The sequence below is a fragment of the Roseateles noduli genome, from assembly GCF_050626985.1.
Taxonomy (GTDB): domain Bacteria; phylum Pseudomonadota; class Gammaproteobacteria; order Burkholderiales; family Burkholderiaceae_C; genus Roseateles; species Roseateles noduli_A.
In genome coordinates, this window is the sequence record NZ_CP192463.1 from 1,786,092 (window position 1) to 1,810,460 (window position 24,369).

The following is a 24,369-nucleotide window of genomic DNA, read 5'->3' on the forward strand; positions in this document are numbered from 1 at the left end:
GGATCAGGCGGGCCGCAAGGGCAGGGACGGATAGAGCGCGCGGAACACCTGGAGTCGTCCGGCGAGCTGCTCCCGGCGCGCGGGCGAGGGCGTGCAGCGCTCGATGACCGGCGGCGGCGGACAGGACTCGTCGATGCCGTCGCCGGCAGCCATGCGGCCCAGGCGCGCGGCGCCCAGCGCCCCGCCGGCATCGGCATCGGCGTGGCGGACGATCTCGACGTCGAGCACGTCCGCGATCAGCTGGGCCCAGAAGCCGCTGCGCGCGCCGCCGCCGACGATGGACAGCCGCGACACCTCGGTGCCCGCGGCGCGCAAGGCGGCCAGGCCGTCGGCCAGGCCGAAGGCGACGCCCTCCAGCACCGCGTAGCCGGCATGGGCGCGACGGGTGTCGTGCGTCAGGCCGTGGAAGGATCCCGTCGCGAAGGGATCGTTGTGGGGCGTGCGTTCGCCGGCGAGGTAGGGCAGGAACAGCGGCGCCGTGGCCAGGTCCGCGGGGTCCAGCGCCTCGATCTCCTCGAGCAGCGCCGCCTCGGTCGTGCCGCAGAGCTGGCAGAACCAGCGCAGCGCGCTGGCCGCGCTCAGCATCACGCTCATCTGGTGCCAGCGCTGCGGCAGCGCATGGCAGAACGCGTGGACCGCCGAGGCGGGATTCGGCCGGAATCGATCGTTGACGACGAACAGCACGCCCGAGGTCCCCATCGACACGAAGCCCAGCCCCGGCGCCGTGGCGCCGATCCCGATCGCGCTGGCGGCGTTGTCGCCCGCGCCGCCGGCGACGACGATGTCGCCCGCCACGCCCCAGGCGTCGGCAAGCTCGGCGCGCAGCACCCCAGAGGGCGCGTTGCTCTCGACCAGCCGCGGCATGTGGGCGCGCGTCAGGCCGGTGGCGGCGAGCAGTTCATCGGACCAGTCGCGACGCGCGACGTCCAGCCACAGCGTGCCGGAGGCATCCGACGGGTCGCTGACCTTGTCGCCGGTCAGCAGCAGGCGCAGGTAGTCCTTGGGCAGCAGGACGCTGCGGGTGCGGTCGAAGATCTCCGGCTCATGCTTGCGCACCCACAGCAGCTTGGGCGCGGTGAAGCCGGGCATCGCCAGGTTGCCGGCGATCTCATGCAGGCCGGGCGAGGCGGCGCTCAGTTCGTCGCACTCGGCATGGCTGCGGCCGTCGTTCCAGAGGATGGCCGGACGCAGCACGCGGTCCTGCGCGTCGAGCAGCACGGCCCCATGCATCTGACCGGACAACCCGATGCCGCGCAGGCGCGCGAACGCCGCGGGCGCCGTCGCGCGCAGGTGCCCCACCGCGGCGACCAGGGCGCTCGACCAGTCGGCGGGATCCTGCTCGGACCACAGCGGCTCGGGCCGCGACACGGTCAGCGGCGAGGCGGCGCGACCGACCACGGCACCCGCCGCGTCGATCAGCAGCAGCTTGAGGTCGGACGTCCCGAGGTCGATGCCCAGGAAGGTCGGGCCGGACGTCACAGCGAGGTCTCCTCGCCTTCGCTCTCCGCCGGCGTCGTGGCGCTCGCACGCGCGCCGCCGCCGGCCAGCGGCAGCTGGGGCCGGGTGACGCGATAGCGGGCCAGCGCCGCGGCGCCGGCCGCGACGGCGTCGGCGCCGAAACGGGAGGTGCGCACCGGCGTCGGCGCGAGGCCGGCGGCCCCGGCGTACTCGTTGAGCGTGGTCAGCGCGGGATCGAGGAAGGCGTCGCCCAGCTCCACCACGCTGCCGCCGAGCACGATGCAGGCGGGGTCGTAGGCGGTGGCCAGATTCTGGAGCAGCACGCCCAGGTAGCGGCCCGCGGACTCGACCGCCTTGGCCGTCTTGCGGTCGCCGTCGATCAGGCGCCCGCGGATGTCGGGCAGCGAATGCGGGCCGGGCTCCTCGGCCTCGCCGGGACGCAGCATCGCGCGCATGCCGATCAGCGCCTCGGCGCAGCCGCGCCGGCCGCAGGAGCACAACGGGCCGTCGATCTGCAGGATCATGTGCCCGACCTCGCCGGCAAAGCCCCTGGCGCCGGTCAGCAACCGGTCGCCGACGATCACGCCCGCGCCCACGCCCTGGTTGATCGACACATACAGCAGCGGGTCGACGGGGGCGCCGGCGTTGAATTCCATCTCGCCGAGCGCCGCGACGTCGGCCTCGTTCTGCAGGAAGAGGGGGATGCCGGACAGCGGGCCGCCGTCGAGCTTCTCCGCCAGCAACTGACCCACCGCCACGTCATGCCAGCCGAGGTTGGGCGCGAAGTGCAGCACGCCGCGTTCCTCGTCCACGCCGCCGGGCAGCCCCACGCCGATGCCGATGATCTGCTGCGACGCATCCAGTTGCGCGCGGACCTTGGCGAGCACCGTCGCCAGCACGCCGATGCAGGCCTTGGCGCTGCGGCTCGCGCCGAAGCCCGAGACGGCCCGGGCGCACACCTCGCCGGTCAGCGTGGTGGCCACGACGCGCACGCCGTCGATGCCGACTTCGGCCCCGAGCAGCAGCAGGTGGTCCGGGCTGATGAACAGCGGGGTAGGGCGGCGGCCGAGATCGCCGGTGGCGACGACGCTGCTCTCCATCAGCCATCCCTCGGCGATCAGCTCGCGCACGAGGCTGGTGATCGTCGACTTCGTCAGGCCGATGTCCGTGGCGAGATCGGCGCGCGACAGCCCGGGATGCGCGCACAGGTGGCGGACCAGGGCCATCCGGTTGATGGACTTCAACAGTTGCTGGCCACCGCTGGTGTCGGCTTGCATGCGCGTCGTCTCCTGCTTGTCTTGTTGTAGGTGGTCCGCGCTGATCGCGCGTCCATGGGATTCATATTAGTTGGGGCGATGAACTAATAAATAGGAGGAAAACACCTAGGGAAGATCAGCGTCGATCGCCGCGATGGTCGTGGGGGTTGTGCGGAGCTTCCCTCGGCCCGATCAGGCCGAGCCCGGATTACTTGCGCTTGTTGTAGACGTCGATGAACACGGCCGCCAGCAGGACCAGACCCTTGATCACCTGCTGGTAGTCGATGCCCACGCCGAGGATGGACATGCCGTTGTTCATCACGCCCATCACGAACGCGCCGATGACGGCGCCCATGATCTTGCCGACGCCGCCCGAGGCCGAGGCGCCGCCGACGAAGCACGCGGCGATCACGTCCAGCTCGAAGCCCAGGCCGGCCTTGGGCGTGGCCGTGTTGAGCCGCGCGGCGAAGACCAGTCCGGCCAGCGCCGCCAGCGCGCCCATGTTCACGAAGGTCAGGAAGGCGATGCGCTGCGTGCGCACGCCCGACAGCCGCGCCGCCTTCTCGTTGCCGCCCACGGCGTAGACGCGGCGTCCCAGCGTCGTCCGCGTCGCGACGAAGTCGTAGAGCAGCGTCAGCACGACCATCACCACCATCACCGTGGGCAGTCCCTTGTAGGACGCCATCAGCCAGCTCATCGCGCCGATCGCGCCCGTCAGCAGCGCCTGGCGGAGCCAGAAGATGAGGCCGGGCTCGGTCTCCATGCCGTGGCTGCGCGCGGCCGCGCGGTGCCGCCAGGTGACCGTCAGCGAGACCGCCGCCAGGAACAGCCCCAGGCCCAGCGTCGTGGGCCGCGGGTCTTCCTGGCCGAAGAGCTCGGGCAGGAAGCCCCCGCTCAGCGCCTGGAAGCCGTCGGGGAAGGGCCCCAGCGACTGCCCCTGCAGCAGGGCCAGCGCCAGCCCCTTGAACACCAGCATGCCCGCCAGCGTCACGATGAAGGACGGAATGCCCAGGTAGGCGACGAACCAGCCCTGCGCCGCCCCGATCGCGGCGCCGGCCGCCAGGCAGGCCAGGCCCGCGGGGAAGGCCCCCCATCCGTGCTGCACCATCAGCACCGCCGCCAGCGCCCCGATGAAGCCGCACACGGAGCCCACCGACAGGTCGATGTGCCCCGCCACGATCACCAGCAGCATGCCCAGCGCCATGATGACGATGTAGCTGTTCTGCAGCACGAGGTTGGTCAGGTTCAGCGGCTCGAGCAGCGTGCCGTCGGTGAGCACCTCGAAGAGGGTCATGATCGCCAGCAGCGACAGCAGCATGCCGTAGTCGCGCAGGTGGCGCTTGAGGAAGTGGGCGATGCCGGCCGGCTGGGCCAGTGGACGGGTCAGGGGATGGGCCGGCGGCGTCACGGCCGCCGCGATCGGTTCAGACATGAGCGTGCTCTCCGGCGCCCACGATGGCGCCCATGATCATTTCCTGGGTGGTGCCGGCGGCGGGGAACTCCGCCACCATGCGACCTTCGTTCATCACATACAGGCGGTCGCACAGGCCCAGCAGTTCCGGCATCTCCGAGGAGATCAGCAGGATCCCGCAGCCTTGCGCGGCCAGGCCGGCGATCAGGCTGTAGATCTCGAACTTGGCGCCCACGTCGATGCCGCGCGTGGGCTCGTCCAGGATCAGCAGGCGGGGCTGCGAGAACAGCCACTTGGCCAGCACCACCTTCTGCTGGTTGCCGCCCGACAGGTGCATGACGCGCTGGTCCACGCCCGCGCAGCGCGTGGCCAGCTGCCGGCGGAAGTCCTGCGCCACCTCGTGCTCGCGCGGCGCGTCCAGCACGCCGGCGCGCGAGACGCCGCGCAGATGCGCCAGCGAGGTGTTGACGGCGATGGATTCGTCCAGCAGCAGGCCGAGCGACTTGCGGTCCTCGGTCACGTACGCGAGCCCGGCGGCGATCGCCTTGGGCACCGTGGACAGGTCGACCTCGCGCCCGTCCAGGCGCGCGCGGCCGCTGATGCGCCGGCCGTAGCTGCGGCCGAAGACGCTCATCGCCAGCTCCGTGCGGCCGGCCCCCATCAGCCCGGCGATCCCGACGATCTCGCCGCGGCGCACCGTCAGGTCCACGCCCTTCACCACCTCGCGCCCCGCCTGCACCGGATGGAAGGCGCGCCAGCCCTCGAGCTCGAACAGCAGCTCCCCGATCGCGGGCGTGCGGCGCGGATAGCGGTCCGCCAGGTCGCGGCCGACCATGGCCTGGATGATCCGGGATTCGCTGAGCGGCTCGGCGGCGCAGTCCACGCTCAGGATCGAGCGTCCGTCGCGCAGCACCGTGAGGCCGTCCGCCACGCGCGTGACCTCCTTGAGCTTGTGCGAGATCAGGATGCAGGCGATGCCTTGGGCGCGGAGTTCCAGCAGCAGCGCCAGCAGCGCGTCGCTGTCGGTCTCGTTGAGGCTGGCCGTGGGCTCGTCCAGGATCAGCAGACGGACCCGCTTGGCCAGCGCCTTGGCGATCTCCACCAGCTGCTGCTGGCCCACGCCCAGCTCGCCCACCGGCGTCTCGGGCGACACGCGCAGGCCGACGCGCGCCAGCAGCGCCACCGCGCGGTCGTGCATCGCCAGGCGGTCGATCACGCCCAGGCGCGCGGGCTCATGGCCCAGGAACAGGTTCTCCGCGATGGAGAGCTGCGGCACCAGCGCCAGCTCCTGGTGGATGATGATGATGCCCAGCCGCTCGCTGTCGGCGATGCCGGCGAAGCGGCGGGCCTCGCCGTCGAAGCGCAGTTCGCCGCCGTAGTCGCCGCCGTGGTCGGGGTGCGGGTACACGCCCGAGACCACCTTCATCAGCGTGGACTTGCCGGCGCCGTTCTCGCCGCACAGCGCGTGGATCTCGCCGGCGCGCACGCGCAGCCGGACCTCCGCGAGCGCCGCCACGCCGTGGAAGCGTTTGGTGATGTCGCGCAGCTCCAGCAGCGGGAGGGCGCCCGTGTCCTCGGGGATCGCGTTCATGACGGGGTCCGCACCGCGTCAACGCAGCTGCGTGTCCTTGTAGTACGCGCTGTCGACGAGGACCTGCTTCACGTTGGCCGCATCGACCGCGATCGGCTTGAGCAGCACGCTGGGCACGACCTTGACGCCGTTGTTGTAGGTCTTGGTGTCGTTGACGGCGGCGGGCGCCTTGCCCGAGAGCATCTCGTCGCTGACCGTCGCGGCGGCCAGCGCGAGCTGGCGCGTGTCCTTGAAGACGGTGCTGGCCTGTTCGTGCTTGAGGATGGACTTGACCGACGGCAGCTCCGCGTCCTGGCCGCTCACGATCGGGCAGGGCAGCTTGGCCGTGCAGTAGCCGGCGCCCTTGAGCGACGACAGGATGCCGATGCTGATGCCGTCATACGGCGACAGCACCGCGTGCAGCCGGTCCTTGCCGTAGAAGGCCGACAGCAGGTTGTCCATGCGGGCCTGCGCCGTCGACGCGTCCCAGCGCAGCGTGCCGACCTTGGCCATGCCGAACTGCTTGCTGCGCACCACCAGCTTGCCGCTGTCCAGGTAGGGCTTGAGCACCGACATCGCGCCGTCGTAGAAGAACGCGGCGTTGTTGTCGTCGGGCGAGCCGCCGAACAGCTCGACGTTGAACGGGCCCTGGCCCTGCGCCAGTCCGAGCTTGTCGACGATGCTGCGGCCCTGCATCACGCCGACCTGGAAGTTGTCGAAGGTGACGTAGTAGTCGACGTTCTTCGTGCCGCGGATGAGCCGGTCGTAGGCGACCACCTTGATGCCGCGGTCCGCGGCCTTCTGCAGCACCGGCGACAGCGCCGAGCCGTCGATGGGCGCGATCACCAGCACCTTGACCTTGCGGGTGATCAGGTTCTCGATCTGCGCGAGCTGGTTGGGGATGTCGTCTTCGGCGTACTGCAGGTCGGCCTTGTAGCCCTTGGCCTGGAAGGCCTTGACCATGTTCTCGCCGTCGGCGATCCAGCGCGCCGAACTCTTGGTGGGCATCGAGATGCCCACCAGGCCCTTGTCCTCGGCCCGCGCGCCGGCACCGGCCAGCAGGGACAGCGTCGTGGCGCCCGCCACCAGCAGGGTCCTGGCGAGCGAGGTCCGGCGGTTCATACCTGTATGAAACATTGTCGTCTCCTGAATAATTGATGAACGCCGGGCGTTTGTACTGCGGCACCGCGGCGTTGTCGATCTCAGTTTGGGCATCGCTGGCGCGGTCGCGGTTATCGCGTCGATGCCGGGGCCCTGTCCGCGCCGAGCGCGATCGAGACGTAGACCAGCGGCGCATTCCAGTTGATCGCGATCTCGTTGCTCGCGTAGCTGCAGAAGTGGTCGAGGTAGGACAGCGCGGGCAGCGCCGAGGGGTAGGGCACCGGGCAGCCCTTCAGGTCCTGCTGGCCGCTGTTGGCGCCACCGACGACGAAGCCGGGGATCGGTCCGGGCACGCCGTCGGCCTCCGACGGGCGGTGATGCGGGTGCATCGGCGAGCGCGCGCCGAAACCGGTCACCATCGACAGGCCCAGCGGATTGCGGCCCAGTACGTAGTCGAACAGCGCCTGCGCGCCTTGCCGATAGACGCCGCCCGCGGGACCGGCGCGACGCCCGGCGCCGCCGGCCGCCGCACGCGAGGCGTCGAGGCGGTCGGCCTGCAGCAGCACCATCGCCTCGTTCAGCGCGACCGAGTTGCTGCCCCAGTGGAAGTCCGTGTCGTCGAGCGCGACACCCCATGCGGAGCGCTTCGTTTTCTCGACCAGCGCATCGGCCAGCGCGCGGATGCGGCGCTCGATCAATGCACGATCGGCGGCGGCGGTCAGCCGCTCGCGATGGGTCGCGAGCGACATCCAGGCCAGCCCGCGCACGTCGCCCCACGAGGGGACGGTCATCGTGGTCTGCCCGGGCTTCATCGCGACGTAGAACGCGTCGTCGCCGGTGGTGATGTAGAGCTCGGCGGCGGCCCAGGCGAACTCGTCGTCGAGCGTGGCGTCGCCATAGTCGCCGGTGTGGATGTCCGGCGGCTGGCGGTACACCACGCCGGGGTGGGCCCGCGCCCAGGCCCAGGCCTGCAGCGCGGCCTGGCGCATGCGCGACGAGAGGCCGGGCCGCTGGGCCTCGAAGTCCTTGAACACGCGGCTGCCGACGGCCATGACCGCGGCGAAGTCCAGCGTCGCCGCCGTCGTCTTCTGCACGACGACGCGCTCGCCAGAGCTCGTCGCCGCGTCGGGCATCACGACGCCGTCGAAGTTCGGATTCGTCAGCTTGTGATAGACGCCCCCGTCGTCCGGATCCTGCATCGTCAGCATCCAGTCGAGGTTCCACAAGGCCTCGTTGAGCAGGTCGGGCAGGCCGTCGCCGCTTTCGGGCAGGCCGACCGTCAACGCACGCGTGCGCGCCGGCATCTGCTCGTAGGCGGCCAGCAGCGTGTAGACGGTGATGCCGGAATTGACGACGTACTTGTTGTAGTCGCCGGCGTCGTACCAGCCCTTGGGGCTGCTGATGACGTCGCCGGCCTGGCGCCTGGGGCCGGCGGCCGAGGCGTGGATCCGCACCTGCGTGTCGGGATGCCCGGCGGGGCGCGCATACGGACCGGCCAGCGCCGGCGTGATCGCGATGCCCGCGCGGTTGAAGTAGAACGCCCGGATCGAGGCGGCGGCCAGCGCGTCGTAGACGCCCGCGCCGATCGTCACCGCGTCGGAGTCGGGCAGGCCCGCGACGCGCACCCGATACCGTCCCGGCCGGACCAGCGCGGAGAAGTCGGCGATCCGGACCTTGTCGCGCGACGGTGCCCACAGCGCCGCGGCGCCAAGCCTGCCGCTCCACACCGGCTGGCCGGTGTCGGCGTCGACGAGCTGGAAGCGCGTCGCCGCGCCGGCGGGCACGGTAGCGCGCTTGGCCGCGCCGGGCAGGTAGCCGACCTGGTTCACCTCGATGCGCGCGTCGCGTCCTGGGCGCGGCGCCTCCTGGCCTTGCGCATAAACGGCGGTCGCGCCCACGGCGAAGATCGCGAGCCCGATCAGCAGGGCCAGGATGCGGGTCCGCATCACTCGGCCTGCCAGTCCAGGGCGCTGCCGGTCTGCGGCGGGCTGCGCCGGCCGTCGACCTCGACCATCCAGTCGCGGAGCGCGCCTTCGAGGATCCGGACGCGGTAGTCCGCGCCGCTGCGGGTCACCGTCCCGCGCGCCGCGATCGAGCCGTCCAGCGCCGCGACCGCGAAGGGCGCGGTCGCGCCGTCGTCCAGCGCGAACACCCGCAGCACCACGCCGTCGGCGTAGTCGTAATCGGGCCGTTCGGTCTGCAGGCCCCAGGGCAGCACGGTGTTGGGCGCGACATAGAGCGGCAGGCTCATGAAGTCGTGCGTCTCGCGCCGCCAGCGGCTGCCGTCGACGACCTCGCCGCTGAGCAGGTGCGTCCAGCGGCCGGCCGGCAGGTAGACGTCGACCTCGCCGCTGTCGGTGAACACGGGCGCGACCAGCAACGCGTCGCCCAGGTGGTACTGGCGGTCCAGCGTCGCGCAGGCGGGATCGTCGGGGAACTCCAGCACCGGCGCGCGCATCGTCGGCACGCCGGTCTCGCTCGCGGCGATCGCCGTCGCGTAGAGATACGGCATCAGCTGATGCTTGAGCCGCGTGAAGCGCTGCAGCACCACGCAGCTCTCCTCGTCGACGAGCCAGGGCACGCGGTAGAAGCTGCTGCCGTGCAGGCGGCTGTGCGAGGACAGCAGCCCGAACTGGATCCAGCGCTTGTAGACGGCCGGCGGCGGGTTGCCTTCGAAACCGCCGATGTCGTGGCTCCAGAACGCGAAGCCGCAGGCGGTCAGCGACAGGCCGCCGCGCAGGCTCTCGGCCATCGACTCGAAGTTGGACCAGCAGTCCCCGCCCCAGTGCACCGGGAAGCGCTGGCCCGAGGCGTAGGTGGAGCGCGCGAAGACCACGGCGTCCTCGCCCCGCACCTCGCGCAGCAGGTCGAAGACGGCCTCGTTGTACTGCAGCGCGTAGAGGTTGTGCATCTCCACCGGATCGGCGCCGTCGAAGTAGACGACGTCCTTGTCGGGGATGCGCTCGCCGAAGTCGGTCTTGAAGCAGTGCACGCCCATGGCCAGCAGGCGGCGCAGGTGGCCCTGGTACCAGGCCTTGGCCGCGGGGTTGGTGAAGTCGACGATCGCCATGCCCGGCTGCCAGAGGTCGGTCTGCCAGGTCAGGCCGTTCGGGCGCTTGAGGAAGTAGCCCTCGCGCACGCCTTCGGCGAACAGCGGCGAGCGCTGCGCGACGTAGGGGTTGATCCAGAGGCTGATCCTCAGGCCCCTGGCCTGCAGCCGCGCGAGCATGCCCTCGGGATCGGGGAAGCCGCGGCGGTCCCATTCGAAGTCGCACCACTGGAACTCGCGCATCCAGAAGCAGTCGAAGTGGAAGACGCTGAGCGGCAGCTCACGGCGCGCCATCTCGTCGATGAAGTGCGTCGCGGTCGCCTCGTCGTATTGCGTCGTGAACGAGGTCGTCATCCACAGGCCGAAGGTCCAGGCCGGTGGCAGCGGCGCGCGTCCGGTCAGCGCGGTCAGGCGCGCGACGGCGGCCTTGGGCGTGGGACCGGCGATGACGCAGTAGTCGAGCGTCTCGCCCTCGCGGCTGAACTGCACGCGGGAGGTCTTTTCCGAGGCGACCTCGAAGGACACCGGACCGGCCTCGTTGACCAGCACGCCGTAGCCGCGGCTGCTCAGGTAGAAGGGCACGCTCTTGTAGGCCTGCTCGCAGGCGGTGCCGCCGTCCTTGTTGATGTTCTCGACCGTCTGGCCGTTCTTCACCCACGGGGTGAAGCGCTCGCCCAGGCCGTAGACGTATTCGCCGACCGCCAGCGTCAGCTGTTCATGGACGTGGTTGGCCTTGCCGGCCCATTGCACGTAACCCAGCGAGCGCCAGTCGCTGCGCGTGAGGACCTTGTCCCCCTCGCGGAAGACCAGGCCGTAGCCTTCGCCCTTCTTCACGTCGACCGACAGCGGACCGGAGGTCACGGTCAGCAGCTGATCGGTCTCGGTGACCTGCAGCCGCTGGGGGTCGGCGCCGACCATGGGGACATGCAGCCTCGGCGCCTGGGAGGCGCTGAAATGCTCGACGCTGACCCGGATCACGCCGGGCAGCGGCGAACGCAGCGTCACGGTCAGCGTCGGTCCCTGCAGCGTGTCGCCGCGGTGCTTGATGGGGCGCGTGGGGACCAGCAGCACGACGCGGTCGTCGTGGATGTCCACGGCATAGGTCTCGGTGGCGTAGTGCGCCGAGACGCCCGGCTGCAGCAGCCATTGCCCGTCGGTGAACTTCATGGGGCTCCTTCTCGTTGTCCTGTCTGTCGATGGCTCTTCATGCGATCTTCGTTCGATCTTCGTTCGGCTCGGCATGCGGATCTTCGTGCGGCCGTGGTGCGGCCGTCATGCGGCCGTCTTGCGGCCCTCGTCCTGTCATCCTGTCGTCCTCTGCCCGACGCCGTGTCAGCGCGGCGCGGGCTCCAGCGTCAGCAGCACCACGTCGTGCGTGCGCATCGGCACGGATTCGCGGTGGCGGCCGTCGCGGCCCACGCGCACCGTGCGCACGCGCTCGGGCTGGTCGACGGTCAGGGCCTGCAGCTTCGCCAGTTGCGCGGCGGACAGCGTGCCCGGTTTGCCGAGTTTCAACCAGGCGGTGTAGGCGTCGTTGGCCTCGTAGCCGGTGCGGTACTGGCGCAGGGTGTAGGTGCCGGGGGTCAGGCCTTGCCAGCGGACCGTCGCCGGCGCGAGCTTCGCGGCCGGACGCACCGCGCCGAAGAAGGGGCGGTTGCTGACGGTCTGGTCCGGCAGCCGCCAGTCCCAGACCAGCGCGGCGACCTTGGCGCCGTCGACCGCGGCGAGCGCGCCGGCGTCGACGAGCGGAATCTCGCGGCCGCGCAGCTGTCCGAGGTACTTGTAGGCGAAGAACGCCGGCTTGCGCACGCCCTCGCGCGTGAGCAGGCCGAAACCGCCGTGGAACGGCGCCGGCGGCGGGCCGGCCTCCTCGAACAGGTCGCTGTAGGTCCAGTAGCTCATCGCCTGGGCCAGGCCGCGCGTGAGGCGCAGCTTCTCCAGGATGTAGGGCGCGCTGAGGTAGTCGTCGTGGATCGGGTCGCGCGGGTTGTAGCTGGCGCTCCACTCGGTGATGTAGAGCGGCAGCCCGGGGAAGGGCGAGGCCTCGATCTCCGCGCGCACCCGCGTCACGTCGCCGACGATCGCGTCGGGCGAGCGCGACAGCTTGTTGTCGTCCTGGCCGAACTCGTCGAGGAACCCGCCGTCCACGCCGTAGGTGTGCGTGGTGACGAAGTCGACCGGCACGCCCTTGTCCTTGCAGAACGCGAGGAAGGGCACGACCCAGTCGGCCCCGGCCGTCGACGGGCCGCCGACCTTCAACTGCGGATCGACCGCCTTCAGCGCGCGGGCGCTGCGGGCATAAAGGTCGAAGTAGGCGGCCTGGTCGGCGCGTTCCCAGAAGTCGGCGAGGTTGGGTTCGTTCCAGACCTCGAAGGGCCAGCGCCGCACCTCCTCGGCCCCGTAACGCGCGATCAGGTGGCGCGCGAAGGCGTCGACCAGCGCGGTCCACGGCTCGGCCTGCGGATGCGAGGTGTTGCCCTTCCAGTAGAAGATCGTCTGCGGCGAGGTCGCCATCGCGTCCGGCGTGAAGCCGAGCTCGACGAAGGGCCGGATGCCCTTGGCCAGCAGGCCGTCGTAGAGCGTGTCGATGCGGCTGAAGTCGAAGCGCAGACGGCCGTCGGCGTCCTTCGTGACGGTCTTCAGCGCGTCGTGGAAGATCGCGTGGAAACGCACGGTGCGGAAGCCGAGCTCGTCGACAACCGTCTTGAGCTGCGCCTGGCTGTCGTCGCGGATCAGGGTGCCGGGGAAGTCGGCGCCGACGGCGTAGTCGAAGCTGCGATCCACCGGCTGGGCGGCCCGCTGGACGTCCACGTCGATGCTGCGGCCGGGCCGGGCGGTGGGACCGGCGCTCCGGGCGGCGACCGGCGCCAGCGCGAGGGCCAGCGTGGCCACCTGGACGGCGGCTCGTCGGGTGAACGTCAACATGGGTCGTGTCTCCTTGCGCCTGTCGCCTCGAAGGCGATCTGTCGATGCGGCACTGGCTCATGTTAGTTCGAGCGCTGTACGAATTAATGAGAACTAACCCGGAGACCAGGTCGCTCCCGTTTGCGCCCGTTTGCTCCCGTCATTCCCCGTTGGCTCCCCCTCACTTGAGGCCACCCGCGCGCGGTCCTTTCGCGATACGCTGCCCGGACTGCATGCGGCAAAGGATCGCTGTGAGTCGACTGCAAGGCCACGGTCACACGCCCCTCCTGGCGGGGCTGTTCCTGGCATCGGTCCTGTCCCTCCCGCCATCCCCGGCGCTCGCGCTGGATCCGCCCCTGCAGATCACGCAATACGCGCACACGTCCTGGACGGCGCGGGACGGGGCCCTGCTGGGCCTGGTCTTCGCCATGGCCCAGACGCCGGACGGTTATCTGTGGGTCGCGGGGTCCTTCGGCCTGTTCCGATTCGACGGCCTGCGCTTCGTTCCCTGGCAGCCGCCGAAAGGCCAGTCGCTGCCGGACAATCCCTACGCCCTGCTGGTGTCCCGCGACGGCACGTTGTGGATCGGCACCTTCAACGGCCTGGTCAGCTGGAACGGCCAGGCATTGACCCGGTATCCGCAGACCGAAGGCTTCGTGACCTCGCTGCTCGAAGACAGCAGCGGCACGATCTGGGCCGGGCTGCTCGCGCACCCTGGGCGACTGTGCTCGGTGCGCGACGGACAGGCCCGATGCGTCACGCAGGACGGTGGATTCGGAAGGTTCGTCTGGAGCCTGGCAGAGGACGGCGCCGGGACCTTGTGGGCGGGCGCGGAATCCGGCCTCTGGCGGTGGCAGCCCGGCGCCCCCCGGCGATTCGAGACCCCCGGGATGCGCGTGGGCGACCTGAGCACGACCACCGACGGCCAGTTGCTGATCGGCATCCGCGGCGCGGGGCTCAAGCGGATCGTGGACGACCAGCTGGTGGACTATCCGATGCGAAGCGTCCTCAGGCAGGAGGCGCCGATCGCCGACCGCGACGTCAAGTCCAACAAGCTGCTGCGGGACCGCGACGGCGGTCTCTGGATCGGCACCGAGGGCCGGGGCATCCTCCATGAGCGGGCGGGCAGGGTGGACACCTTCACCCGGGCGGAGGGTCTCTCGGGCAACATCGCCTGCAGCCTGTTCCAGGACCGGGAGGGCAACATCTGGTTCGGCAGCGAGAAGGGCGTGGACCGTTTTCGCAAGCTCCCGATCACCACCCTCTCCACGCAACAGGGGCTGCCCAACGAGGGGACGAAATCCGTGCTGGCCACGACGGACGGCAGCGTCTGGGTCGCCACCAATGACGGACTGGCCCGGTGGAGGGAGGCCAGGCCCACGGTCTACAGGGAGCGCGACGGGCTGCCGGATCCGATGGTGCAGTCCCTGTACGAGGACGCGGACGGACGGCTCTGGGTGAGCACGGGCGGTGGACTCGCCTACCTGGCGAAGGACCGTTTCGTCGCCGTCGCCGACGTGCCCGGCAAGGAGATCTACTCCATCACCGGGGACGAGGCGGGCCACCTCTGGCTGTCGAGCGACAAGGGGCTGGCACGCCTGCACCAGGGCCGGTTCGTCGAGAACATGCCGTGGGCCGCGCTCGGCCGGCGGCAACAGGCCAAGGTCGTCGTGGCCGATCGAGGCGGCGTCTGGCTGGCCTTCTGGCAGGACGGCGGCGTCCTGTACGTCAAGGACGGGAAGATCCAGGCGACCTACACGTCCGCGCAAGGGCTGGGGGCGGGCCACGTCGCGGGTCTGCGCATCGATGCCGACGGCGCGTTGTGGGCGGCCACGGAGGAGGGCGGCCTCAGCCGGATCCAGGACGGCCGCGTCACGACGCTCACGGTGGGAAACGGCCTGCCCTGCAACACGATCCACTGGTCGGTGACGGACGACCACGGATCGCTGTGGATGTATGCGGCCTGCGGGCTCGTCCGGGTGCTGAAGGACGATCTGGCCGCCTGGGTGGCCGACCCGAGCCGCAAGGTCACCGCGAAGGTCTGGGGCGCCACCGACGGCGTTCCGCTGCTGGCCTTCTCGCCGGCCTACTTCAACCCCCCGGTGGCGAAGGCCCGGGACGGCAGGCTCTGGTTCGTGTCGGGAGCGGACGTGCATGTGGTCGACCCCGATCACCTGCCCACCAATCCGCTGCCGCCGCCGGTGCACATCGTGACGCTCATGGCCGACCAGACACCCCATGAGGTCAGGGACGGGCTTCGCCTTCCTCCGCTGATCCGCGACATCACGATCGACTTCGTCGCGCTGAGTCTCGTCGATCCGACGAACACCCGCTTCCGCTACCGGCTGGAGGGGCACGACGACGACTGGCAGGAAGCCGTCGACCGGCGCCAGGCCACCTACACGAACCTGGCGCCGGGCAGCTATCGCTTCCACGTGAAGGCGTCCAACAACAGCGGCGTCTGGAACGAGGAGGGCGCGCAGCTGGCGTTCTCGATCCAGCCGGCCTTCTACCAGACGACCTGGTTCCGCGTGGCCGCCGCGGCCGTGCTCGTCGCCCTGGCCTGGGCCGGTTTCCAGGCCTGGCTTCACATGCGCATCCGGCGCCTGCATCAGCAGTTCGAAGCGACGCTGGAGGCGCGCGTGGCCGAACGCACCAGCATCGCCCGCGACCTGCACGACACCCTGTTGCAGCGCTTCAACGGCTTGCTGTTGCAGTTCCAGGCCGCGTTCAACCTCCTGCCCGATCGCCCGCGTGAATCGAAGCAGGTCCTCGCGGTCGCCATCGACCAGGTGGCCGAGGCGATCACGGAAGGCCGCGACACCGTGCAAGGCTTGCGCACGTCGGCGCAGGAGAAGAACGACCTGCCGGACGCCTTGCGCGCGCTGGCGCAGGAGCTCGCGAACGAGGGCGGTCACACGGCGTCGTCGCGGGTCGAGCTGCGGGTCGAGCTGCGGGTCGAGCTGCGTGTCGACGTGGAGGTCAAGGTGCAAGGCTCGCCGCGGTCGCTGCATCCGCTCGTGCGCGCCGAGGCCTTCCGCATCGCCGGGGAGGCGATGCGAAACGCCGTCCACCACGCCGATGCCGGACGGGTCGACGTGGAGATCGCCTACGCCGCGCGGGAGCTGCGCGTGCGGGTGCGCGACGACGGCAAGGGGATCGACCCGGAGGTGCTGCGCACGGGGGAGAAGCAAGGGCACTACGGCTTGAACGGCATGCGCGAGCGCGCCGCGCTGGTCGGCGGCAGGCTCGAGGTTCGCAGCAGTCCCGACGCTGGCACGGAGGTGGTGTTCAGCACCCCCGCATCGCGGGCGTATAGTCCTGTCGCATCGGCACGGTCGTGGCTCCATCACAAGAAGTTCTCGCCCAACGAGGTCGGCGAATGACCGAAGATCTGACGCGCATCCAGGTGCTCTGTGTCGACGATCATCCGATCGTGCGGCAAGGCATTGCGACGCTGCTCTCAGTCGAGTCGGACATGGCCCTCGTGGCGGAAGCGTCGAACGGTCGCGAGGCGATCCAGCAGTTCCGGACGCACCGGCCGGACGTCACGCTCATGGACCTGCAGATGCCCGGGATGGGCGGTCTCGACGCCATCGCCGCGATCCGGGCCGAGTTCCCCGACGCCCGGATCATCGTGCTCACCACCTTCGCCGACGACGCCCAGGCGCAGCGCGCGCTGCAGTCCGGCGCCCGGGGCTACCTGCTGAAGAACGCCCTGCACAAGGAGCTGCTCGACGCCATCCGCGCCGTGCATGCCGGCCGCATGGCGCTGCCTTCCGAAGCCTCGTTCGAACTGGCCGGGCAGGTCACGGACGAGGCGCTCACCCCGGCCGAGATCAGCGTCCTGCGATTCATCGCGCAGGGCAACGCCTACCAGGAGATTGCCTCGGCGCTCGGGCTCAGCGAAGCGACGGTCGAAGCGCAGGTGCGAAGCATCCTGTCGAAACTCGACGCCCAGGATCGCACGCAGGCCGACAGGACCGAACTCGATCGCGGGATGCTCCAGACCGAGCGGGCCGCCCGGCATGCGGCGGAGGCCGCCAACCGCGCCAAGAGCGAGTTCCTCGCCGGCATGAGCCACGAGTTGCGCACGCCGCTGAACGGTGTCCTCGGCTACGCGCAACTGCTGAGCATGGAAGGGGGCCTGAGCGCCCGGCAGGCCCGCGGGCTGGACACGATCCACCAGAGCGGCCTGCACCTGCTGGCGCTGATCAACGACATCCTCGACCTGGCGCGCATCGAGGCCGGCCACACGGCGTCGAATCCGGCGCCGGTGAACCTGTCCGACGCCCTGCGGCGGGTGGTGAACCTGATGCGGGTGAAGGCGGACGAGAAGCGCCTGGCGTTCCAGTTCGACGCCGGGACGGGCCTGCCGGCGGGCGTGCTCGTCGACGAGCGCCGGTTGCGCCAGGTGTTGCTGAACCTGCTGGGCAATGCGATCAAGTTCACCGACCGCGGCACGGTCTCCTTGCGTGCTTCCGGCGAGCCGCGGAGCGCCGCGCAGGTGCTGCTGCGGCTGGAGGTCGAGGACACCGGTGTCGGCATGCGACCGGAGGACCTGGGACGCATCTTCGAGCCCTTCGTGCAGGTCGGCGACGCGCGGCATCGCAGCGGCGGCAGCGGCCTGGGCCTGGCGATCACGCGGGCGCTGGTGAACGACATGGGCGGGCAGATGCAGGTCAGCAGCGTCTTCGGCAGCGGCACGCGTTTCTGCGTGGAGCTGCCGCTGCCGACGGCGGAGGTCCCGGCGCAGGACGCGCCCCACACGACGCCCGGCGTGCCGCGTTACCTGGGTGCGCCGAGGCGGGTGCTCGTGGTCGACGACGTGGAGGGGAACCGCACGCTGATGTGCGACTTCCTCACCGACGCCGGTTTTGAAGTGGCGCAGGCGGCCGACGGCGACGAACTGGCGGTGGCCGCGACGCGCTTCCGGCCGGACCTGATCCTGATCGACAGCCTGATGCCGTCGATGGACGGCATGGAGGCCACGCGCCGGCTGCGTCGGGATGCCGATCTGTCCGCGGTGCCCGTGATCGCGATTTCGGCCTCGGCCACGGCCGAACACCGCGCCGCCTGCCTGCAGGCCGGCGTGAACGTGTTCCTGACCAAGCCGGTGTCCTTGAAGGAGCTGCAGGTCCACATCGGTGAACAGCTCGGTCTGCAGTGGATCGATGCGCCGAAGGGCGCGGGCTGACGGCCGGCGTGCCGTCGCGTCCGGCGGCGCTGTTCATTCGCGGTTCATTTTCGACTCATGGCGGGTTCATGAGCGATTTCCAGAATCGATGGTGCGCCAGGGACAGCCTGTTCCCGGCGCGGCACCTCACGGTGCCCGTGCTCAACGACCGATCTGGAGTTTCCTCACATGACCGTTTCCGCCCGTCACCGCGACACCGCCGATGTCCGCCCCGCTTCGGGCCGCGTGCCGCGAGCCCTGTGGGCCCCCGCGCTGGCCGCGCTGATGCTCGGCGCCATGGGCACGTCCGCCGCGGCCCAGGATCGCGCGACGTCCGCGCCCGTCTGCGCCAGCGCCGACAAGGCGCAGATCGCGGCGCTCTTCGACCGCTGGAACGCCTCGCTCGCGACCGGCAACCCGGACCGCGTCACGGCCAACTATGCGCCCGACGCCGTGCTGCTGCCCACCGTCACCAATGAGCCGCGCGCCACGCCGGCCGACATTCGCGACTACTTCGTGAAGTTCCTGAAGGACCAGCCGCAGGGCACGATCGACAAGCGCTTCATCAAGATCGGCTGCAACGTGGCGCAGGACGTCGGCACCTACACCTTCCGCTTCGGCAGTGGCGCGACCGTGAAGGCCCGATACACCTACGTGTACGAGTGGAGCGACGGCCAGTGGCTGATCGCGCATCACCACTCGTCGGCGATGCCGGAGGCGACGTCCCGATGAGACGGCGCCCGCCGCGATCCTCGGCGATGGCGGCGGGCGGACAAGGCGCTCGATGCGCGAGTTCCTAGAATCCGCGCCCATGTATCGACTGAGATTGACCCTGGCCCTGGCCGCCATGCTGGCGCTGGTCTGCGTGCAGGCCGCATTCGTCCACTGGGGCGCGGCGCGTGTGGACAGCTATGCCGCGCACAGCCGCCTGACCAGCGATCTGTTGTCGGAGCTGCTCGACCTGTCGGCCAACAAGCAGCGCTTGCGCAATTGGGCCGCGCAGCAGGTGATGGGCGCCGGCGCCTTGCCCGCGACGCGCGAGAAGCTGCTCGGGGACATGGAAGCCGGCGCGGACCGGCTGGCCGAGATGTCGCGCCGCCACCTCGAGTCCTGGCAACGCATGGCCGCCACGGACGGCGGCACGATTCCGGAAGAGGTCACGCAACTGGTGGAGATCAGTCAACTGCTCGGCGACAACATCGCGCAGTTGCACAGCCAGCTGCACGACCTGCAGCCGCAGCGCGACCGCACGGCGTTCGATGCGGTCTGGCACCAGCTCAACCAGGTCTTCGACAAGACCCACGGTCGGGACCTGCGCGATCTGCTCAACCGGGCGATCGAGCATCAGCGCCGCGCGGTGCCCATCGCACGGGCCGCGACCGAGGACGGGATCGCGCGGCTGCGCGGCCAGGCCGTGCTCATGGTCGGCGTGACCTTCGCGCTGGCGCTCGCGCTGTACGTGCATCTGAGCCGCCATCTCAAGCGCCCGCTGGACGCGCTGCTGGCCGGCACGCAGGCGCTGCAGGCCGGGCACCTCCACCATCGCATCCCGGTGGAATCCAGCGACGAGTTCGGTCGCGTCTCCGCGCATTTCAACGCGATGGCGCACGAGCTGCAGCTGCATCGTGAAGCGGCCGAGGCCGTGCGGCAGCGCCTCGAGGACCAGGTCCGCGCCCGGACCCACGAGCTCGAGGAGGCGCATCAACGTCTCCAGGGCCTCGATCAACGCCGGCGTCAGCTCTTCGCCGACCTGGGCCATGAACTGCGCACCCCGGCCACCGTCATCCGCGGCGAGGCCGATCTCGCCTTGCGCGCCGCGACGCTGCCGGCGGCCGACTACCGCGTCGCGTTCGGCCGCATCGTCTCGGCGGTCAAGCAGCTCACCGGTGTGGTCGACGATCTGATGCTGGTCGCTCGCGCCGAGGCGGACGAGCTCGATCTCGTGCTGGAACGCATCGCGCTCGCGCCGCTGATGGACGATGCCGTCGCGCAGGCGCGCACGCTGGCCGCGACGCATCGGCAGCGCATCGAGACGAGCCCGGTGCAGGCGGACATCGTCGTGCACGTCGACCCGGTCCGGCTGCGGCAGGCGCTCATGATCGTCATCGACAACGCGGTGCGCTACTCCCGCCCTGATGGCACGGTGCGCGTGGACTGGGCATTGCGCGACGACGACATCGTGCTGAGCGTGCGCGACGAGGGCATCGGCATCGCCGCCGAAGAGCTGGGGCAGGTGTTCGAGCGCTTTGTCCGCGGCGCGCGCGCACGGCGCCATCGGGCCGACGGCACCGGCATCGGCCTGTCCATCGCGAAAGCCATCCTGGATGCCCACGGCGGGCGCATCGACATCGACAGCCGGGTCGACGTCGGCACCACGGTCCGGCTGGTGCTTCCCTTCTCGCGGCCCGTCTGACACGCTCGTTCCCCGCCGGAGCCTGCCGTCCGGCTCCCTGTTTCCCCACCTTCCCCTGTCCGCCCCGATTCCCCGCTCCCATCGACCATGAACCGCCATCTGCTCGTCATCGAGGACGACCCTCGCATCGCCGACTTCCTCTCGCGCGGCCTGACCGCGGAGGGCTACGCCGTGGACATCGCCAGCACCGGTCCCGACGGCCTGGCCCGCGTGCGCGCCGGGGACTTCAGGCTCGTCATCCTCGACCTGATGCTGCCGGGCCTGGGCGGCCTGGAACTTTGTCAGACGCTGCGCGCGGAAGGGTGTCAGGTGCCGATCCTGATGCTCACCGCCATGGACGGCGCGGAGAACAAGGTGCGCGGCCTGCGCCTGGGCGCCGACGACTACCTGACCAAGCCCTTCGACTTCGAGGAGCTGCTCGCGCGCCTGGTCGCGCTCCAGCGTCGCGGGCGCGAGCAGCGCATCGACGCGGCCACGCTGCAGGTCGCCGACCTGGTCTTCGACCGGGAGAAGATGCAGGTCAGCCGCGCCGGCCGGCCGGTCGCGCTGACGGCCAAGGAGCTCGCCTTCCTGGAGCTGCTGATGAGCGCCCCGGGACGGCTCTTCAGCCGCGAGCGCATCCTGTCCAACGTGTGGGGCGTGAACGTCGACCCGCTGACCAACATCGTGGACGTCTACGTGCGCCGCCTGCGGGCCAAGATCGACGAAGGGCATCCGCTGCCGCTGCTCAAGACGGTGCGGGGACTCGGCTACCGCCTCGACGACAGTCCGGCCTAGGCGGGCCGTCGCCGGCATTCGTCCTTGTCGCCTCCCGATGCTTCGCCGCTCGCCACGACATCCGGGTGGAGAAGGCGTGGAATTGATCACCTGCCCGGACGACCCTCACGGGGCGCCAGCCGCACGGGCGGCTAGTCTTCCGAGCTGACGGTGCGGCGTCGTCGACGACGCGAGCAAGGATCCGAGGAGCCCGACAGGAGGACAGATGGTGAATGCCTGGCGCCACCGAGCGATGCAGGGCGCGATCGCGTGGTTCGCAGCGCTCGGCGTGGGGAGCGCTTCTGCGGAGCAGATGAACCTGCGCGAATTCGGCCAGGCGGACGGACTGCAGAACCTGTCCATCAACGCGCTGGCGCAGGACGCGCCGGGGCTGCTGTGGGCGGGAACGGACAACGGCCTGTATCGCCATGACGGCGCTCGCATCGTCCGCGTGGGCTCGAGCGAGATCCGCAGCGTCACCTCGTTGGCGGCCGACGGCGCCAATCTCTGGATCAGCTCCCAGTCCCGACTGTGGCTCTGGCGGGAAGGGCTGCTGCGATCCGCCCCATTGCCCAAGGACACGGAGATCGGCGTCTACGCGCAGTCCCTGGCGGCGGTCGACGACGAGGCCTGGCTGACCACCGACAAAGGGCTGCTGCACGTGTCCTTCGACCCGGCAGCCGGGACATTGCAGACGACCATCGCCCGCACGCCCGAGCAGCTCGGCGTCCGGCTGAACCGACCGCTGCAGGTCTTCAGCGTCCTGCGTGATCGCGACGGCAGCCTCTGGCTGGGCTGCGGCGAAGCGATCTGCCGACTCCGGGGCGATGTCCTGACCCAGTGGGCCGTCGATCGCGGCGTTCCGGATCGGCGGGAATGGTCCTCGCTGCTGCAGGCGGAGGACGGCAGCATCTGGGCCCGCGCGCGGGGGGCGCTGATCCAGCTCGTGGATCCAGCGGGCAACTTCGCGGACAGGACGCCGCCTGGCACGCGGGACGATGCGATGAATCAGTACCCGCTGGTGCAGGACGCCTCAGGCCGCGTCCTCACCGCGTCCCAGGAGGGACTGTTGCGGTGGAACGGGCAGGGCTGGGCGCTGTTCGGCCGGCACCAGGGCTTGCCCGGGGACGGGCGCCTCATCGCGCTGATGAGCGACCGCGAAGGCGAACTCTGGATGGGGCTGCGCGGGACGGGTCTCCTGCACTGGCAGGGCTATGGCCGCTGGGTCAACTGGAGCGCCGCCGATGGTCTGCCCAACGATGTGGTCTGGTCGATCCTGCGGGTCGGCGGCGGCGGTGGCCGCACCGGGGCGGGGGACCTGTATGTGAGCACCGGACGCGGCGTGGGCGTCTTCGATCCGAAGGCGGAACGCTTCCGCCAGGTCGCCCTCCGGCACAAGCGCGACATCTCGCAACTGGTGCCGGATGGGCAGGGCGGGCTCTGGGGCATCACGCCGGGCGGCGCGTTGCATCGGATGCGGGATCGTCGTGCGCAGGGCGTCCCCATCGCCCCGCGCGGTCCGGAGGACGGCTTTCTGCGGGCGATGCGGGCCCGGGACGGCGCCTTCTGGCTGATGACGACGCAACAGACCTTGAGATGGCCACAAGGTCCGGTGGGCCAGCCGCAAGTCCTGCCCGGCCCCCGCGGGCAGGCCAAGAGCTTCGAGGACCTCTGCGACACGGACGATCGCACCGTGTGGATGGCCGGCTGGCAGGGCGTCGCCAGCCAGCGCGACGATGTCTGGTCACCTCAGGTGCCCATGAAGGAAGGCGCCGGCATGCTCGCCTGTCTGGCGGACGGCACCGTGATGGCCGTCAGCGGATACGGCGAACTCTGGCATCTCCGACGCGACGGCTCGACCCCCAAGGCCGAACGCATCGCCAGTCCGGCGCTCGAAGGGCGGCAGGTGATGTCGATCCTCGCGGACAGCCGGCGCTGGCTCTGGTTCGGGACCGATGCCGGCCTGGTCGTCTGGAACGGCACGCAATGGAAGGTGCTGGATCAGTCCCATGGGCTCATCGGGAACGACACCTCCGGCTTCGCGCTGTACGAGGACTCGGACAGCTCGCTGTGGGTGGGCACCAGCCGGGGGCTGTCTCACCTGGTGGATCCCTCCGCGGTGTTCGCCAAGACGATCCGTCCGCCGCTGCTGCTGTCGGCGCTGCATGGCAGCGATCCCCGCCCCGTGCGGGATGGCGAGGCGCTCCCGTGGTCGCAGGACCGCTTCCACCTGCTGCTGGCCCCCGCGCAGTTCTCGGACCCCAGCCTGCGCATCGAGTACCGCCTGGCGGGGCGCGATGAACTCTGGTTTCCGGCGCCACATGCAGAGATCGAACTGACCGGGCTAGCGCCCGGGTCGTACCAGATCGAGGCCCGCAGCGCCGATCCCGACAGCGGTGTGCGGTCGCAGCCGATTTCCTTTTCCTTCACGCTCGATCCCCCCTGGTGGGCCACGGGCTGGGCCCGCGCGCTGGGGCTGCTGCTGCTGCTCGGGCTGGTCTACGGCATCCATCGATGGCGCCGGCGACAGTGGCACCATCAGCAGCTGCGACTGGAGGCCGTGGTCCGCGAGCGGACGCAGGCCCTGGAGGACTCCCGTGCCCAGCTCGAAGTGCTGGCGAGTCGCGATGCGCTGACCGGCGTGTGGAACCGCCGTGCGCTCCTGGAGGTGCTCGATCGCGAGGTGACGCGGGCGGGGCGCGAGCGTTTGCCGTTGAGCGTCGTGATCATCGACATCGATCACTTCAAGCGCGTCAATGACACGTACGGACATCCGGCTGGCGATGCGGTGTTGAGGACCTTCGCCGAGCGGCTGAGCGGCGAGATTCGTCCGTACGACGCGGTCGGGCGTCTGGGCGGCGAGGAGTTCATGCTGGTGCTGCCGGGCATGGATCTGAACGAAGCGGCGGACCGCGAGCGGCTGTGCCGCATGCAGGTCGAGGTCAACCGCGAGCCGACCGCCATCGGCCGGGTGACGAGTTCCTTCGGCGCGGCGATGTTCGGTGGAGCGCTGACGACGGGCGAGACGCTGCTCGAGGCCGCCGACCAGGCGCTGTATCGCGCCAAGAACAGCGGACGCAACCGGGTGGCCTTCCACGAGGACGTCCCGTGTGACGGTTCACGGGCCGATGACCGGACGCAGTTGACCGAGAGGATTGAGGCCCCGTGAGGCCGCTCGCCCGCGTGTCCTCCAGGCCGGGCGGCTACCGGAGCCCCATGCCTTGGACTACAGTCGTTCCTGGGCGCACGACCACCGCAGAGCCTGGCGTGCACGG

Annotated in this window: 14 protein-coding genes; 6 read left to right on the forward strand and 8 right to left on the reverse strand. The window is 70.3% G+C overall.

Annotation, left to right across the window (positions count from 1 at the left end; genetic code table 11):
* Positions 1-3: 3 nt before the first annotated feature.
* The 8 genes from xylB to ACQ4L4_RS07800 form a co-directional block, all read right to left on the reverse strand.
* Positions 4-1,479, reverse strand: coding sequence for a xylulokinase (gene xylB / locus ACQ4L4_RS07765; protein ID WP_431103672.1), 1,476 nt, complete (start codon positions 1,477-1,479; stop codon positions 4-6).
* On the reverse strand, positions 1,476-2,735 hold the full coding sequence (locus tag ACQ4L4_RS07770; protein WP_431103673.1) for an ROK family protein: 1,260 nt from the start codon (positions 2,733-2,735) through the stop codon (positions 1,476-1,478). The genes xylB and ACQ4L4_RS07770 overlap by 4 nt, the downstream gene beginning before the upstream one ends.
* Before the next feature lie 187 nt (positions 2,736-2,922).
* Entirely contained in the window at positions 2,923-4,146 is a 1,224-nt protein-coding gene (mmsB, locus tag ACQ4L4_RS07775) for a multiple monosaccharide ABC transporter permease (RefSeq protein ID WP_431103674.1), read from the reverse strand.
* Positions 4,139-5,716, reverse strand: a complete 1,578-nt coding sequence (locus tag ACQ4L4_RS07780) for an ATP-binding cassette domain-containing protein (RefSeq protein WP_431103675.1) — start codon at positions 5,714-5,716, stop codon at positions 4,139-4,141. The genes mmsB and ACQ4L4_RS07780 overlap by 8 nt, the downstream gene beginning before the upstream one ends.
* A gap of 18 nt (positions 5,717-5,734) precedes the next feature.
* The gene (chvE, locus tag ACQ4L4_RS07785; protein WP_431104898.1) at positions 5,735-6,817 is read right to left on the reverse strand and encodes a multiple monosaccharide ABC transporter substrate-binding protein; all 1,083 of its coding nucleotides are present in this window, start codon (positions 6,815-6,817) and stop codon (positions 5,735-5,737) included.
* Positions 6,818-6,927: 110 nt separating this feature from the next.
* Complete coding sequence (locus ACQ4L4_RS07790) at positions 6,928-8,742, reverse strand: glycoside hydrolase family 9 protein (protein ID WP_431103677.1); 1,815 nt, start codon at positions 8,740-8,742, stop codon at positions 6,928-6,930.
* Positions 8,742-11,012 carry an alpha-xylosidase gene (gene yicI / locus ACQ4L4_RS07795; RefSeq protein WP_431103678.1) on the reverse strand — a complete coding sequence of 757 codons (2,271 nt, stop codon included), beginning with the start codon at positions 11,010-11,012 and terminating at the stop codon, positions 8,742-8,744. Before yicI ends, ACQ4L4_RS07790 begins: the two co-directional genes overlap by 1 nt.
* Positions 11,013-11,177: 165 nt before the next feature.
* On the reverse strand, positions 11,178-12,770 hold the full coding sequence (locus ACQ4L4_RS07800) for a GH39 family glycosyl hydrolase (RefSeq protein WP_431103679.1): 1,593 nt from the start codon (positions 12,768-12,770) through the stop codon (positions 11,178-11,180).
* Positions 12,771-13,000: 230 nt separating this feature from the next.
* Here ACQ4L4_RS07800 and ACQ4L4_RS07805 point away from each other — a divergent pair, with 230 nt between their 5' ends.
* The 6 genes from ACQ4L4_RS07805 (at position 13,001) to ACQ4L4_RS07830 (ending at position 24,263) form a co-directional block, all read left to right on the forward strand.
* A complete protein-coding gene (locus ACQ4L4_RS07805; protein WP_431103680.1) occupies positions 13,001-16,135 on the forward strand; it encodes a two-component regulator propeller domain-containing protein in 3,135 nt (1,044 codons plus the stop codon).
* Entirely contained in the window at positions 16,132-17,946 is a 1,815-nt protein-coding gene (locus ACQ4L4_RS07810; protein WP_431103682.1) for a response regulator, read from the forward strand. The genes ACQ4L4_RS07805 and ACQ4L4_RS07810 overlap by 4 nt, the downstream gene beginning before the upstream one ends.
* Before the next feature lie 264 nt (positions 17,947-18,210).
* The gene (locus tag ACQ4L4_RS07815; RefSeq protein WP_431104899.1) at positions 18,211-18,657 is read left to right on the forward strand and encodes an SgcJ/EcaC family oxidoreductase; all 447 of its coding nucleotides are present in this window, start codon (positions 18,211-18,213) and stop codon (positions 18,655-18,657) included.
* A 79-nt stretch (positions 18,658-18,736) separates the two neighbouring features.
* Complete coding sequence (locus ACQ4L4_RS07820; RefSeq protein ID WP_431103684.1) at positions 18,737-20,338, forward strand: sensor histidine kinase; 1,602 nt, start codon at positions 18,737-18,739, stop codon at positions 20,336-20,338.
* Between the two features lie 87 nt (positions 20,339-20,425).
* Positions 20,426-21,115 carry a response regulator transcription factor gene (locus ACQ4L4_RS07825; protein ID WP_431103686.1) on the forward strand — a complete coding sequence of 230 codons (690 nt, stop codon included), beginning with the start codon at positions 20,426-20,428 and terminating at the stop codon, positions 21,113-21,115.
* A gap of 205 nt (positions 21,116-21,320) precedes the next feature.
* Complete coding sequence (locus ACQ4L4_RS07830; protein WP_431103687.1) at positions 21,321-24,263, forward strand: GGDEF domain-containing protein; 2,943 nt, start codon at positions 21,321-21,323, stop codon at positions 24,261-24,263.
* Positions 24,264-24,369 lie beyond the last annotated feature (106 nt).